A 14481-nucleotide genomic window follows, 5' to 3' on the forward strand; every position below is an offset into this window, starting at 1 on the left:
CTTGTTATTTTTAATCTGCCGCAAAGGTACGGCAAGCGTGCTTCAATATCAACCGAAGCCAACTAATTCAGGATACTTAATATTGATAACAGTATAGATAAATCCTATTTACTTTTTAAGAGTAGTTTCGAACAATTTATAGATCCGTTTATATTCGTCAGTCCAGCTACTTGGCTCTATGAATCCATGATCCTCAACCGGGTAAACAGCAAGCTCCCAATTGTTTTTGCCTAGCTCTATCAAGCGCTGGGATAACCGAACGATATCCTGGAAATGAACGTTTACATCTACCATCCCATGGCACATCAGCAAATTGCCTTTCAGACCATTCGCAAAGTATATCGGGGAACTTCTTTTATAAGCAATCTCATCATTAAAGGGCTCATTCAAAATGTTTGCTGTATACCCATGATTGTAATGCGCCCAGTCAGTAACCGATCTTAATCCTGCACCACTCGCAAAAACATCAGGTTCGGTAAAAAGCCCCATCAGAGTGATAAAACCACCATATGATCCCCCGTATAAGCCCACATGCTTAGGGTCGACATTATACTTTTCTACCAGCATCTTGACACCATCAACCTGATCCGTCAAATCCTTCCCTCCCATATGCCTGTAGATACCTGTACGATGATCTCTTCCGTAGCCAGAACTGGCAGTATAATCGATGTCAATCACCGTATAGCCATTATCTGCGAGAAGATTATTGAACATATACTCCCTGAAATATTGACTCCACCAGAAATGGACATTTTGTAAATAGCCTGCTCCATGCACAAATACCACCGCAGGCCTGTTCGGATGTGGATTCTTAGCAGGATATACTCTTGCGTAAACATCGGCACCATACCTGTTCTTGAAAGAAACCATATCCGGCTTGCGCCATTCATAAGATTTAAACTCTGCAGAAGACGAATTGGTTACCTGTACGGCTTTCGCTCCCGGCTTATTTGCCTGGATGTAGAGCTCCCATGGTTTATCCATATAGGAATAGTTGATGGCCAACCATTTTTCATCCGGAGAAAGCGTAACCTCATTACCGCCTTTCATACTAGTGATCTGCTCTAAAGCACCACCCTGAGCATTGAGCTTGTAGAAATGCGTAATCCCGGGATGTTCCTTATTTCCGCTTAGGTAAAACGTCTTCTTGTCCTTCGATAGTTGCAGGCTCTGAACTTCCCACTTGCCTGAGGTGAGCTGTTTCTTTTCTCCTGTAGCAACGTTTGCCAAATACAAATGAGAATAGCCACTCGCCTCGCTTTGAAAATAAATCTGGCTGTTATTGAGCCAACCGAGGTTTCTTGCACCAACACCCGGGCCGCCAATCCAGGCCTCATCACGCTGACGGTCTACCAGACTTACGTTTCCCGTCGAAATATCCAGCTTCAATATCCACAAATCTTTGTTGTCAAGCGCGTCAGCAACAACAATGGCTGTACTCCCCTCGTCGTTCCAAAAAGGACCTGCAAGGCTTACCTTACGGTCTTCGTTGCGCTTCTTGCGGTCTTCCAGTTGCTTTGGATAATCTTTCACATAATCAGGAAGGTCTTTGATCCCTGGTATCTGCGCAATATGAATGGAATATACCGTGTCTCTCTGGTTGTCATAAATGTAATTTTCATAAGCTGCCATAGGCTCCGCTACTTTGGTTCTTCCATTGATATCCTCTGTATAACCTGAGGCAGTCACATAATTCGGAACGATACTATTCTGCCCGTTCGTTGGCAGAGTTACCAGGCGGTAAGTAACATATCTCCCGTCGGGACTCACCGTCAACCCGGTCAATATCTTATCTTCTAAATAGATCGCTTTAATTGTTTTCTCTGTTCCTGCAACAGGAGGTCGCCCAAAACCAGCACGGGTAGAAACCACGGGCTTTTTATCTTTCTTCAACACATCGAATAGCTGTAACTGATCTGCTTTTAACCACATGTCCTGCGCAGATGTCGCTTTCCGATCTGCTGCGACGACCTTTTTGCCTTTAACAAAGTTGGTAAGCTGCTTAGTTTCATTGGTTCTAAGATTCACTAAAAACAAGTTGTCCCCCCTTTGATAACTAATGCTGCCATTCTTCAAAAACTTAGCGCCACTTTCACGTTCCACCGTGTTTGTCAGTCGTTGCTCAGTCTTTGTCTTCGGATTAAACAGATAAACATCGCCGCCCTTTTCGAACAGTGCCGATGAAAGTATAGCGTTATAGATCAATGATGAGCCTAAAGCTTTCTCAAGGATTTTTTCTTCTTCCTTCTGTGGCGTCAATCCATTTAAGCCAACGCTATATAGGGCATCTTTCTCCTTGTTCTCCGGATTCCAGTTAAAGAATACTTTCTTGCTGTCGGCCGACCAGCGGTAATTACTTGGTGCTACACCCATCCATTTGGGATCTCTCATTATCTTCTCTACAGTTAGTGGAAAAATCTGCTGACCCTTAGCAATGGAAGTAAGTAATAAGAAACCGATTATATATCTCTTCATAGTCTTTATAAAATTAGTTGGTTTTAGAGGCCGCGCCCCCTTTTTTACTCGTCACAGTCACCGTCATCTTTCCCGATCCTTTTACCAGCCAACGGACGGTCACAAATCCATTTCCGGGGATGTTGGTCACCTTAATATTGGTAGGATCCAATTTCTGTTCGGTAGTAATTCCGAGGTCCCGGTTAGTAACTGTCATTCCTGCAACAACGCTCACTCCCGACAAAGAAATCACATCAGGGATCTCAATGTTATTCTTTACATCCTGGCTGGAATGTGTGGGAATCATTCTCTCATTAATTACAATCGCGGTTACTTGTATAAAGCCACCACCAATGTCTTTTACTTCAATTTCCCCAACACTCAACTTAGGTGTGTTATAAGCATGATAAACACTAAACGCCATATTTCTATGCGCATCACTTTCTAGCAAAAAGCCGGGGTGCAAGCGTGTATAAGTCTTTTTGAAACCACCGATCTCGATGTCGCCATATTGTGGATGTTTAAAATAATGCCAGTCTATGAAAGCATCTTTCATTAGAAGATCTTTATCAAAGGTGTAAAGTTGATTCTGACTATCTTCTCCATCTGTTTTATTGTACATTGAATAGCCTGTCCATAATTCATTAGAGAAGGTATAGATACCCCGGCCACCATAAAACCAGTCCAACTCACCGCCGAAAACTGAATACAGATCTTTGTAAACAACGAGGTACTTGTATCCGGGCAGCATTTCTTCTCCCTTCTGACCTAAGGCGTCATAAACCCGCACATCTTGCGCGTTGTAAGTATCGAGATCTTCTAAAGCGCCAGGACCCCGAAGTATCATCCCTCCATTGTTGTGGTATGACTGCGCTGCCGCAATATTGGGATGTTTCATTACAAAGTCAACAATCGCCCTGTTTTCAGGCAGTGAAAAAGGATATTTATAAGCCCCGTTCTGTATATAGTTCGGTTGCCAGTTCCATCCCCAGTCTCTGTTTGGATCATATGACCCCTCTCCATCTTCATTAACAAAACCATCACTATCATTGTCAATACCTTCAGATCCTAGTAACTCATATTCCCCTTTTTCATCATTACCAATCATGATCATTCGCCTTGAATCAGAAGGATCAACCTTGTACCTGCCGTTAACATTTTTACGGCGCATCATTACGATCTGTCCATCTCCGTCCAGGTCATCGAAGCCATCTTCATTAACAGCGCCGTCACGGTCATTGTCAATTGGTATCAATCCTGATCTCGGCGAATGCGCCGTATTTGCCTGATGGATGAAGTTGTCACGTGCATCCGGGTTAATGGTTGGAGCGATATAAAAAGTCTTATCTGTTAATAGCGATTGAATGGCCTTGTTTCCGGCCGCATACATTTCTGCAAGATACCAAGCGGTATAAAGGGCAAACTCACTTCCCTGAATTTCATTAGAATGAATATTGCCATCAATATACATCGCAGGTTTTTTATCTGCACTCCCTGCCTTCGTATTGGTAATACTCATTACCCAAAGCTCCTTCCCCTGGAAAGACTTGCCCATAGACTCTAGTTTCACCAGGTCTGGATGGGCAGCGGCAAGCTTTTTACAGATCTCTGTGATGGCCGCGTGGTCATTGTATCTATTCAAACTGATCTGAACTTTTGGATTTGGTGGCGTACCTACTGCAGCCAATATATTCTCTGGCTTTTGAGCCTTGATGATTCCTGAACACAAAATCAATGCGCTCAAAAGAATGGTGGATTTAATTCTCATTATCGTCTTTGATTAAAGTGTGATATCAATAGATTTACTTCCGGTTGTCGGACTACCAGCCATTATACTGATTTTGCCACTTCCTTTAATAAGCCAGGTTAATTCCCGGAAATCCTTCCCCGCAATGCTCTCCAGAGATTGCGATTTGCGCCCGCTTACCACAGATTGACTGGGATTGATAGTCACTTTAACAACGATCTTCTTTAAAAAATAGCTCCGGTCACCAACGCTTGTATACGTTGGCAGCTCTCCTGCATTCAGTAACTGCAGTGAAACTCTCGTTAGCCCATCAGAGACTTTTTCCGTTTTTACGTTGGTCATCTCCAAAACAGGGGCCATCTTAGCCAGGTTAATTAGAAAGCTCGTGTGTTTTAACGTGATATCGTCTACCATCCTATATGGTGGATTGATAAGCACAAATGGATCAATCCCTCCAACTTCAACAATTTGCCCTTTAAAATCTGGATGATCAATTGTTCTCCAGTCGGTAAATGTATTGGTGATTCCCTGACTTGCTGCCCACCTCAAATAAGAAGCCGCAGCATCTTCATTCACAAACTTCTTTTCTTTCCGCGCTGTATCAGGACTGGTTTTAGGTACCCACCAACCTGGAGTACTAAAGCTCAGGCGTCCGTAATGGAAGTACGCCCATTGTGAAAAGTCGCCGCTCTCGGGGCTTACTTTTGGAGCATCTTTAGTATTAGTGGCTTTATTATAGCGTTCAGATACTAATGCGTTTGCTTTAACATCAGCTTCGTACCAGCTGGTGATCACCCGTTTTGCAACTCCGGCAGCATTGAATTGCACCGCTGAAGAAAGGTTATTGGAGGGCCCAAAGGTCACTACCGCGTACACATTAAAAGCATCAAACAGAAAGTCGAAGAGGGCCCTGTTTTCTTTTTCCGATACGGCGTAATCCCCGGTTCCCACACCAAAAGGTTTATAACTATAGCTGGAGTTCCTATTAAAGCCTACCCCTCCTATTCCGTCTTCATTGAATACTCCGTCTTTATCATTGTCAATTCCCTCAGACAACAACATATAACCACCAGTCTCCCCTTTTGCGAGATCGGCAAGAATCAATGTTTTTGGATCGTCAGAATTTAGTTTATACTTTCCAGTAAGACTCTTCACTCTCATCCATGTAATCTTCCTGTTGCCATCCAGATCATCTGAATCATCTTCATTCAATTTCCCATCCCGGTCGTCATCAGTTGCTGTTGCATTCCCAGTCCGCTCCGCTTTTACAGAAGCAAAATATTGTTCCGTAGCATCCGGACTCATATTTGGGAAGACGTAAAAAGTCTGTGTATTCAGGAGATTCCTGACGCTATCAGTGGAAGATGCAGCAAGAAGCTTTTCAGTAAATCCGATTGCGAGCTCTACGCCGAGCAAATGTTTGCCGTCAACACCACCAACTACGGCGATAGCTGGCTTCGCTTCTGTTTTTCCGCTACCCAGGGTAAGCATCCAGATGGTCTTCCCACCTGTAGTTTGGGCCAAAACCTTAGATTTAAACAGTTGTGGGTATTTATCCGAGAGTGTTTTCACTCTTTTCGCAAGAACAGCATTGCTACTGTAATCCTCTTGCCGCTGAGCTAAAGCCACAACGGCGAATAAAGTAAATAATAAGCTTAAAAAGTAGAGTTTCTTCATCAGTTTGGGTTATGACTGCAATTTATAGAAAATTGCCATCCCTAAATGATGCCTTCCTAAAGTTTTATAAATGTTACAAGTGATTTACCGGGTTATTCTTCCGGTTTTATCCACAATAACATTGAAAGGATTATTATAACTGTAAAATAACACAGAAAACTCCCTTCTGTTGATAATTCTCTTTTCATCGAACTCAGATGCAAACTTAAACTTGGTCTTCCAGTACTTGATGATCTCCGCCCTGGTAGTCACAGGAGATCTGCCCCCGGTATAGCAAACCAGATCAATAGTTGCACCTATGGTCATATCCTGACCCTTATGATCGTCGAACCAAATCTGTGCTTTATAAAAGTGATCTTTTAACGGCTGTGTAATCTCTCCGGTAGTAACTGCTTTCTCGGGACGAAAAAATGCTGTTCCATTCGACAACTCTGCTTGCAAAATGCCCGACAAGCCCACAAATTGCATGGCCTTCCAGTTGCTGTCCAGATCATTCACATCCGAAAATGGCATGATGGACAACCGGAAGTTAATTAGCTCACCTTGAATGTTCTTTAAATTAGACTCAGAAGTCTTTCTATCAAAAAACGCAGCATAAGCTGCAGTAGCACCTGCCGCCTGGCCGGCTGAAAAGCTTTCCTGCTCTTGGTTCAGCGCTAAGAAATTATTCTGGTCTGGGATCAAGAATTGGTATAAAGATAAGAAACTGGCATTGGTACTGCCAGTTTGAAAGCCAGCGGCAATACTGGTCTTGTAAAGATTATTAGTATAGTCTAAGTCCTTCCAGGAAGGAAATACATAGTTTATTTGCAAAGCCTGCTTGAGTTTACCAGAACGGTCCGCATCTACCAGAACCTCGGCTTTAATACTGCTTTTATTAGAAAGTTCAACAACCCATCCACCTCCCGATCGCTTAAATTTGGACCACGTAGCACTTTTAATGACAGTCAAATTCTTGATGGTGTCGGTGAAAAGCTTGATCAGGTCATTTGTATTTTCCTGCGGAGACGCTTGTTTGCCGTTATTAATTGCCTTTAAGAAATCGCGCTCAATACCGGAGACAATAGATTTGGAGGAAAGCACGGGCGAAAAACCTGCTTCTGTCATCAAGATGGTCGTTTTAACTCCCGATTTAGCGGCTTGAATCCCAGCCCCTAAAGCATTACTTCCATTCCCCACTACCAACACACCCGTCTTAACTGTTTGCGCCTGCACACTGCTTGCAACGATCACCGCAGCTAAGACACCAAAGAAAACCCTTTTCATCCCGTAATAAATAATTTGATGCAATATCTCTAAATTGATCGTATTTACGGTAAAAAGGTAGGCAATCGCTTGATTTTAACGATTTTTAACAATTAATAGCTTAACGCCAGAAACTCACTTTAATGTAAAGAGGTTTGCCCGGAAAAGGCTCCCGGAACAAACCTCTTTAATTCTGTTTACTTAGCTTTAGCAAACTCTAAATTAAGTATGATCATCACATCTTTAGCTACTCCAGCACCAGTAGGATCGTATTTAATGTTGTAATCCAGACGGTTGATTGTAGTCGTAGCATTGAACCCGGCTTTAGTGTTGCCTTGTGCTTCCGCTGTTCCGCCAAATACAACAGCAAATTTAACATCCTTAGTTACATCACGAATGGTCAATTTACCATTCAATTCATAGTTGTTCCCTGTTAACTTTTTGAAAGAAGTGCTTTCAAATGTCATTTTAGGATACGTCTCTGCGTTAAAAAAATCATCAGATTTCAAATGTTTATTACGTTGCTCAACATCAGTATCAATGCTGTTTACGTCAACAGCAAAGCTAATTTTTGCATCTGTAAGGTCCGGTTTTGCCGCAGTGACACTGCCCTCAAATTTTTTGAATGAACCGTCCACAAACGAAATTCCCATGTGCTTAACAGAGAAATTCACGAATGAATGCATTGGATCTACCGTCCACTTCGTTTGCGCAAATGAGGCTGTGCTAATGGCAACAGCAACAAATAGTAATACTAATTTTTTCATCTTTCTAATTTTGATTTAATGCAAACCTAAGGAAATGGATTCAAGAATATCTTGATGTAAGATAAGAAAGCTATTTGAGCACATTAAACAGATTTAGCTCTAAACGAACGAGATACATATTCTTTGTATACCGATCTTTCATATTTCCTGCGACTTCAAACCGATACCCGGCATCTATGCGTGTGCGACTATTTAACACCAGCTGTACAGCGGGAGCAAAGTCTATATACGACCGGCCATTGCTGGGATTGGTTTTCCCCAATACTTCAAAATACAGATTCAAATTAGGTTGATTGTAGTTCTTGTAAACAAAAGGCAGTAGCAGATATCCCGAAGATACACTGTACCCTAATAATTGCTCTGGCCGGTCCATCGTTGGATGTTGCTTTTCATCATCCCGAAACGCCTGCAGGTAACTTATTGATCCGGAGAGTGCCAGTTTGTGCAGCAATTGTGTAAAAATGACGCCCCCTTGAAAGCCACTGTTATCACCCTCTAAATTTATATCCTGTGTATAAGTAGGCCGTTTGCTGGTGCTGATTCTTGCAAATGCTGCTCCACGGAAGTGACTTCTCACATTATCATTTGATAAGAACCTGTACTTCGCATAAAGGCTTCCACCTTCCAATCGATACCGACCATCCATATCTGAGAAGAAGCCCTGGGCATGGGCCATCAGATTTTTATTAAAGCCGATCATAACCTCGGGGATTGTCCGTGTAACGAAGCCGGACTGCGACATTCCCTCATTGGTTAACCGGATACCCAGGGACTTCGATGGCATATTGCTGGCAGGTTCCGAAAAGACATATAGCTCCTGTGATTTAGCAGTGCCGCTTACTAAAAGCAGCACTGCCATGATCTGTAAGAATTTCATCTCAGAAACACTATATCGTTACATGAATAATTCTAGTTTTTACGCCATTGACAAGGCCAAAACCACTCACGTAGCTATCCAGTTTCAACTGCGCGGCTCTTTTCTTGAAGGCGCTGCCGGGTATGAAGTTCTTATCAACGATCGTCGCTTTAACATTCCCATTAAGTACCTGACTTTTAGCGTTAAGAACCTTAATTATGTTTGAGCCGACTTTTGCCTGTCCATTGGCATCTACCTTAACATTATTGAAGTTGAACGTAGTTACCAGATTCCCTACTGAAAACCCTGCATCCTGGACCTTTTGCTTGATAAGATCCACGTTTACTGGTTTGTCCTTTTTGAATTTAATCAGGAAAGTGTTGGTATTTAAGTCTGGTGTAATGCCTTCTACAAAGCCAAGCGTTTTAAGCGATTTCTCAGTTGCCTGAGAACACATAGAGCAGGTTAAGCCATTAACTTGTAATTCTGCTGAAGAAATTTGTTGGGCAGATAATGTACCTGCGCATAGAAGCAAGAATGCTCCAAATAGATATGTTATACTTTTCATTAGGATTATGATTGGAAAAATTTAAATGATAGAATTCAGTGATCATGAAAGATCAGATCTAGCTTTAAATAAATCCTAATTCCTAAAGACGCAGTTCAGAAGATGTAAAGAAAATATGGAAGATAGCGCTGGTGCCTTGTTTAAGGCCCCGGCAACAGAAAAGGAAGTAACTGACTTGGCAAGAAAGGAGAATCTTTGAGTTAAAAACAAAGTGATACTGAAATCCTGCGGTAATTTAACCTTGAATCCAGCCTCGTGACTATCTGTTATCTTAGCGGTTACTGAACTGGTCTCACAGCAATCGTGTTTTTTAGCTAATGCTTTTTCACCCTTACAGGCGCTACACTCAGCAGTCGCGTTCAGCTTTACCGATGATAACTTCCCGCTACAAAAATGCATATTAACAGCAAACCCAATCACCGTGATCAGGTAAAAGGCACAAAGTGCCGCCGCTATTTTCTGTTGCATTTTCATCAATATGCCCTAAGAGGTTCTATTAACCGATTATAATAATTGCAAATATAACGAAAAAAAATCATCAATAGTATAGGCAATAAGACTAATGCTCAGGCTGATGTTAAAACCTGATGGAATAATTTATAATACATCTTAAGTAAAAACAGAGTAACTTACAGCATCTAATCTACCTATCAATGAATATAAAAAGTGCACATATTGTGCTATTACTGCTATTAAGTGGGTTTTTTGGAACCATATATTATCAGTACCACAAAGCCAGCGAGATCCATGATGCTCAAGAAACGGCAATGAACATGCAGTCCTTATTGGAATCTTCCGACCTTTTCAGCTCTAACCTGGGTTCAATGCAACAATATTTTAGGAACTACGTGGCCAATCCGACATCAGTCCTTGCTACAAACATTGAATTCCACAGCACAATAGTTGATAGTGCTTTAATTAAAATGAAAAGAATTGGTGATGCAGGCAGTGACCTGAAATCGTTAACGGCAACAATGGGCTCCATTTATTACAAAGAAAGGGATATAATTCAAAGCTATATTTCACGTTCAGAAAATGTGGAGAGGGCGGATAAAAACACTGTTGAAGCTAGTGAGGCGCATATGGATCTGGTTTGGAGTTCCTTGTTTGAATACAGAAAGTCCCTTAAGCAAGGTATAATCGAAAAAAGTAATGCTGTTTCCATGTTCTCCGCCGATTCGAAACGCATGGCTTTAATTTCTCTAGGTCTTATAACAGCACTCGTTTTCACGAATGTTGTATTTTTTTACAACAATCGGAAACAAGAGCTATCACTCGAAAAAAGGCTAGCAGTGCAAGACCGGCAATTTGAACTCGTAGGCTCCTTGTTAGATAACACCACAACGAGCATGCACATCGTCGACAACGATGGCAGGATACTATATGTGAACAAGGCCTTTCTGGATTTTATTGGTCTGCCATCTGAAGAGGTCCATCAAAAAACGTTCAAAGAGCTTGAGAGCCCGAGACTGTTAAAATTCGAGAAGCCAGAGTTGAGGTATGATAACTTACCCCCTTTTGAGTCTCAAGAAACAGTAGAAGTGGAGGGCCAGGAGTATCACTTCTTTACAAGGAAATTTGACGTGAAGAATGCGGTAGGTGTTGTAATTGCTTCAGCACTTATAAGTCGCGACATCACAGAAGGAGTTCAAAACGAAAGAGGCTTAGAGATCTCTCGAGAAGAAGCTGAAAACGCCAGACTTACCCAGGAGCAGTTTATGGCGAATATAAGCCATGAAATTCGAACCCCTATGAATGGAATAATAGGAATGGCCGATTTGTTATCTGAAACAGCACTCCTTCCGGAACAACAAGATTACCTCGCCACGATTAAACAATCGTCAACAAGTCTGATGTCCCTCATCAATGATATCCTCGACTTTTCAAAAATTGAAGCTGGAATGCTTCAACTGGAACATATTCCTTTCAAAGTATCCGAGGTAATAGAACAGTCATTTGACCTTTTAAAGCTCAAGGCAAACCAGAAGAAAATCTATTTAAATTGTAACATTGACCATAAAGTTCCCGCAGCGCTGCTGGGAGACCCACTTCGGCTTTACCAAATCATGTGCAATCTTTTGTCTAATGCGATCAAGTTTACGGCAGAAGGCGGAATTAGTGTTACGGTTAGTGCAGAGGCTTTTAAAGCTCCGGAAGTGACTTTGCTCATAAAAGTTTACGATACGGGTATCGGTATACCACAAGATAGAATCAATTACATATTTCAAAGCTTTGCCCAAACCAGCCTTGACATTTCCAGGAAATTCGGCGGCACTGGTCTGGGGCTAACCATAGTGAAACAACTGGTGGAATTGCAGGGAGGATCTATATCAGTCGAAAGCGAAGAAGGAACAGGTAGCTGTTTTTCTATTGATCTGCCTTATGAAACATCACTGCCGGAGAGCTGGTCGGCAAATGAAAGCGTTAAGTTCTCACTTCTAGAAGGCCAGGAAGTCTTGGTTGTTGAAGACAATCTGATAAATCAGAAAGTAATCTCTTCGACACTAAAAAATGCCGGGATCATTGCCACTGTGGTTGACGACGGCTTCTCGGCTCTTAGTATCTTGAAGGACCGGAAGTTCCACATGATAATCATGGACATCCAAATGCCGGAGATCGATGGCAGGGAAACTACGATGAAGATAAGGAAAGACCTGAAGTTGAATGTGCCCGTAATTGCAATGACTGCTTCGGTTTCAGCAGATGAACGTGACCGGTGTATAAGCGCTGGTATGAACGAATACATATCGAAGCCTTTTATTAAAGAAAATCTTTTTGAAAAATTACTGTTGTTTGTAGAAATCTAGGACTACTTGAAGCGTTATCTTTGCAACAGATAACAAACCTAACAAATGACCAGAATTTTTACTTTACTCCTGTCTTTTCTCTTCCTGACCAGTTATGCTGCAAAACCTAAGAATCAGTACGTCAGGATAACAACAGACCTGGGAACCTGTATCATTAAACTATACAACGAAACTCCCTTACACCGGGACAACTTTATAAAGCTGGCGAAGAAGCATGAACTGGACGGCACGATTTTCCATCGGGTGATCAAAAATTTCATGATCCAGGGTGGCGACCCTGATTCCAAGACAGCGAAGCCAGGAGCAGCTCTCGGCGAAACATCAGTTGGCGCTAACGTTCCAGCAGAATTCAGAGATAGCTTATTTCACAAAAAGGGCGTTCTTGCTGCCGCGAGAGATGATAATGAAGACAAGTCATCAAGCGGTAGCCAATTCTACCTGGTACAAGGCAAAGTCTTTACCGATGAACAATTGGATGCAGTGGAAACGAATCGCTTAAAAGCAAAGATCCCAACCTGGCAACGTGAAGTCTACAAAACATTGGGTGGTGTTCCCCATCTGGACAGAAACTACACCGTTTACGGCGAAATTGTGAAGGGTCTTGAACTAGTAGATAGCGTTGCTGCGGTAGCTACAGGCGAGAATGACAGACCTGTTACAGATGTCCGGATGACGCTGACCTTGCTAAAGAAACGTGAGGCTAGAAAGCTTGAGAAAGAACTTAAAAAAGCAATATAATGAAAATCATATCTTATAACGTCAATGGCATCAGGGCGGCCTCAACCAAGAATTTCTTTGGCTGGCTGCAAGACTCAGGTGCCGATATGATCTGCCTGCAGGAAGTAAAAGCGTTACCCGTCCAAATCCCTGAGATTATTGCAATCATTGAGCAATTAGGCTACCATCACTATTGGTTTCCTGCTGAAAAGAAAGGCTACAGTGGCGTCGCTATCCTTACTAAGATAAAACCGAAGCATGTGGAGTATGGCTGCGGCGAAGAATGGATCGACAAAGAAGGACGCATTTTAAGAGCCGATTTTGAAGACTTTTCTCTGATGAGCCTGTATATGCCCTCCGGGTCGAGTGGAGAGGAGAGACAGCTTAAAAAGTATGACTTTATGCGTTTCTTCGATAGTTATATTGCAGACTTAAGATTAGAATTTCCCAAGCTCATTATTTCAGGTGATTACAACATCTGTCATACGGCTATTGACATCCATAACCCGAAGTCGAATGCTAACTCTTCGGGCTTTTTACCTGAAGAGAGGGAGTGGATGGAACTATTTTTAAGCAATGGTTTCATCGATACATTCCGGTTTTTTAATAAAGACCCTCATCACTATACCTGGTGGAGTTTCAGAGCAGGCTCGAGAGGTAAGAACCTGGGTTGGCGTATCGATTATCATCTGGCATCGGTGGCGCTACTAGATAAGCTAAAGAACGTGACAATCTTGCCAGATGCGATTCATTCTGACCATTGTCCGGTACTTTTAGAACTAAATACCGAAGTTTATAATTAACTTGCGGGATATATCAATTTCTCGCAAAGCTAATAACTTACGGAATTAGTCGGAGTAGGCTTTGAATCGACAGGGACCTAACAGGGAGATGACAGGGACACTGCCCCTATCAACTTCCTGTTAACTGCGAGTTAACTCCTGATTGCTGTCTGATCACGTCAAAGCTTACCATATACCTGTTCCAAGCCAATCCTACAGTTGGCCTGTGAACATTGAATTTCCAGACATAGCTTAGAATTTGAACGTTTGTTCTGGGGTGAGGCAAAGATTCAACTTTACATCATATTGATTGATATCTTCTATAGCCTCCATAGGAGGATAGAAACAGAGACCTACCTTTTGCGTTTCGATATCAAGAAGAAACCGGTCATAGAAACCTTTCCCATAGCCCACGCGATATCCCCTCAGGTCGAATGCCAACATGGGAACAACTACCAAATCAATCTCAGCGTTATGAACGTCTGAACCAATAGGCTCCAAAATATTGAATAGGTTTTTCGTTAAGCCTTCTCTTCCAGGATAAATATGATGAGTCATCAAAGAGGTTTCGAAATCTGCCTTTGGCACAACAATCCTGATGTCCGGATGGTGGTCCTGGAGCCAGTTGATTAGAATAAATGTATCGGGTTCCTTTTTATCCGCAATCGGTAAGAAGATATGAAGCGCCTTGACGTTGTTAAAGTCGAGCTTTTTAAATTGTTGCAAGAGCTTAAAGCTTAGTGCTTCGACCTCCTGGATGGGGATCCTGCTGCGCTGCTCGCCTATCGATTTTCTAATTTCGCTCTTTTTCATAGAGATCCGGTTTACTGTAAGTTCCACCGTCTTATTTTACAACAAACT

Annotated in this window: 12 protein-coding genes; 3 read left to right on the forward strand and 9 right to left on the reverse strand. The window is 42.2% G+C overall.

Features of this window, described 5'->3' with window-relative positions:
• Positions 1 to 108 precede the first annotated feature (108 nt).
• The 8 genes from WKF66_RS01545 to WKF66_RS01580 form a co-directional block, all read right to left on the reverse strand.
• On the reverse strand, positions 109 to 2475 hold the full coding sequence (locus WKF66_RS01545; RefSeq protein WP_489672640.1) for a S9 family peptidase: 2367 nt from the start codon (positions 2473 to 2475) through the stop codon (positions 109 to 111).
• A gap of 13 nt (positions 2476 to 2488) precedes the next feature.
• On the reverse strand, positions 2489 to 4222 hold the full coding sequence (locus WKF66_RS01550; protein ID WP_489672641.1) for a M14 family metallopeptidase: 1734 nt from the start codon (positions 4220 to 4222) through the stop codon (positions 2489 to 2491).
• Positions 4223 to 4234: 12 nt separating this feature from the next.
• Positions 4235 to 5878, reverse strand: coding sequence for a M14 family metallopeptidase (locus WKF66_RS01555; protein ID WP_489672642.1), 1644 nt, complete (start codon positions 5876 to 5878; stop codon positions 4235 to 4237).
• Between the two features lie 84 nt (positions 5879 to 5962).
• Positions 5963 to 7144, reverse strand: a complete 1182-nt coding sequence (locus WKF66_RS01560; RefSeq protein ID WP_489672643.1) for an FAD-dependent oxidoreductase — start codon at positions 7142 to 7144, stop codon at positions 5963 to 5965.
• A gap of 176 nt (positions 7145 to 7320) precedes the next feature.
• Positions 7321 to 7890: a YceI family protein gene (locus WKF66_RS01565; protein WP_489672644.1), complete on the reverse strand. Its 570-nt coding sequence runs from the start codon at positions 7888 to 7890 to the stop codon at positions 7321 to 7323.
• A 70-nt stretch (positions 7891 to 7960) separates the two neighbouring features.
• Positions 7961 to 8767 carry a hypothetical protein gene (locus WKF66_RS01570; RefSeq protein WP_489672645.1) on the reverse strand — a complete coding sequence of 269 codons (807 nt, stop codon included), beginning with the start codon at positions 8765 to 8767 and terminating at the stop codon, positions 7961 to 7963.
• Between the two features lie 10 nt (positions 8768 to 8777).
• Entirely contained in the window at positions 8778 to 9314 is a 537-nt protein-coding gene (locus WKF66_RS01575) for a heavy-metal-associated domain-containing protein (RefSeq protein ID WP_489672646.1), read from the reverse strand.
• Positions 9315 to 9389: 75 nt separating this feature from the next.
• Entirely contained in the window at positions 9390 to 9782 is a 393-nt protein-coding gene (locus tag WKF66_RS01580) for an HYC_CC_PP family protein (protein WP_489672647.1), read from the reverse strand.
• A 185-nt stretch (positions 9783 to 9967) separates the two neighbouring features.
• Here WKF66_RS01580 and WKF66_RS01585 point away from each other — a divergent pair, with 185 nt between their 5' ends.
• From WKF66_RS01585 to WKF66_RS01595, 3 genes are read left to right on the forward strand one after another with little or no spacing between them, the layout of a single operon-like run.
• On the forward strand, positions 9968 to 12121 hold the full coding sequence (locus WKF66_RS01585) for an ATP-binding protein (protein ID WP_489672648.1): 2154 nt from the start codon (positions 9968 to 9970) through the stop codon (positions 12119 to 12121).
• 45 nt (positions 12122 to 12166) lie between these two features.
• Positions 12167 to 12859, forward strand: a complete 693-nt coding sequence (locus tag WKF66_RS01590; protein ID WP_489672649.1) for a peptidylprolyl isomerase — start codon at positions 12167 to 12169, stop codon at positions 12857 to 12859.
• Complete coding sequence (locus tag WKF66_RS01595; RefSeq protein ID WP_489672650.1) at positions 12859 to 13641, forward strand: exodeoxyribonuclease III; 783 nt, start codon at positions 12859 to 12861, stop codon at positions 13639 to 13641. The genes WKF66_RS01590 and WKF66_RS01595 overlap by 1 nt, the downstream gene beginning before the upstream one ends.
• 231 nt (positions 13642 to 13872) lie before the next feature.
• On the opposite strand, the gene WKF66_RS01600 is transcribed toward WKF66_RS01595, so the two are convergent.
• Positions 13873 to 14433, reverse strand: coding sequence for a 5-formyltetrahydrofolate cyclo-ligase (locus WKF66_RS01600; RefSeq protein WP_489672651.1), 561 nt, complete (start codon positions 14431 to 14433; stop codon positions 13873 to 13875).
• Positions 14434 to 14481 lie beyond the last annotated feature (48 nt).

Source organism: Pedobacter sp. (assembly GCF_037719805.1).
Taxonomy (GTDB): domain Bacteria; phylum Bacteroidota; class Bacteroidia; order Sphingobacteriales; family Sphingobacteriaceae; genus Pedobacter.

Excerpts from the sequence above, each read along its gene's own strand:
- WKF66_RS01590 (WP_489672649.1), top strand. The coding sequence starts at position 12,167 with ATGACCAGAATTTTTACTTTACTCCTGTCTTTTCTCTTCCTGACCAGT.
- WKF66_RS01550 (WP_489672641.1), bottom strand. The coding sequence starts at position 4,222 with ATGAGAATTAAATCCACCATTCTTTTGAGCGCATTGATTTTGTGTTCA.
- WKF66_RS01585 (WP_489672648.1), top strand. The coding sequence starts at position 9,968 with ATGAATATAAAAAGTGCACATATTGTGCTATTACTGCTATTAAGTGGG.
- WKF66_RS01555 (WP_489672642.1), bottom strand. The coding sequence starts at position 5,878 with ATGAAGAAACTCTACTTTTTAAGCTTATTATTTACTTTATTCGCCGTT.
- WKF66_RS01595 (WP_489672650.1), top strand. The coding sequence starts at position 12,859 with ATGAAAATCATATCTTATAACGTCAATGGCATCAGGGCGGCCTCAACC.
- WKF66_RS01545 (WP_489672640.1), bottom strand. The coding sequence starts at position 2,475 with ATGAAGAGATATATAATCGGTTTCTTATTACTTACTTCCATTGCTAAG.
- WKF66_RS01575 (WP_489672646.1), bottom strand. The coding sequence starts at position 9,314 with ATGAAAAGTATAACATATCTATTTGGAGCATTCTTGCTTCTATGCGCA.
- WKF66_RS01565 (WP_489672644.1), bottom strand. The coding sequence starts at position 7,890 with ATGAAAAAATTAGTATTACTATTTGTTGCTGTTGCCATTAGCACAGCC.
- WKF66_RS01560 (WP_489672643.1), bottom strand. The coding sequence starts at position 7,144 with ATGAAAAGGGTTTTCTTTGGTGTCTTAGCTGCGGTGATCGTTGCAAGC.
- WKF66_RS01600 (WP_489672651.1), bottom strand. The coding sequence starts at position 14,433 with ATGAAAAAGAGCGAAATTAGAAAATCGATAGGCGAGCAGCGCAGCAGG.
- WKF66_RS01580 (WP_489672647.1), bottom strand. The coding sequence starts at position 9,782 with ATGCAACAGAAAATAGCGGCGGCACTTTGTGCCTTTTACCTGATCACG.
- WKF66_RS01570 (WP_489672645.1), bottom strand. The coding sequence starts at position 8,767 with ATGAAATTCTTACAGATCATGGCAGTGCTGCTTTTAGTAAGCGGCACT.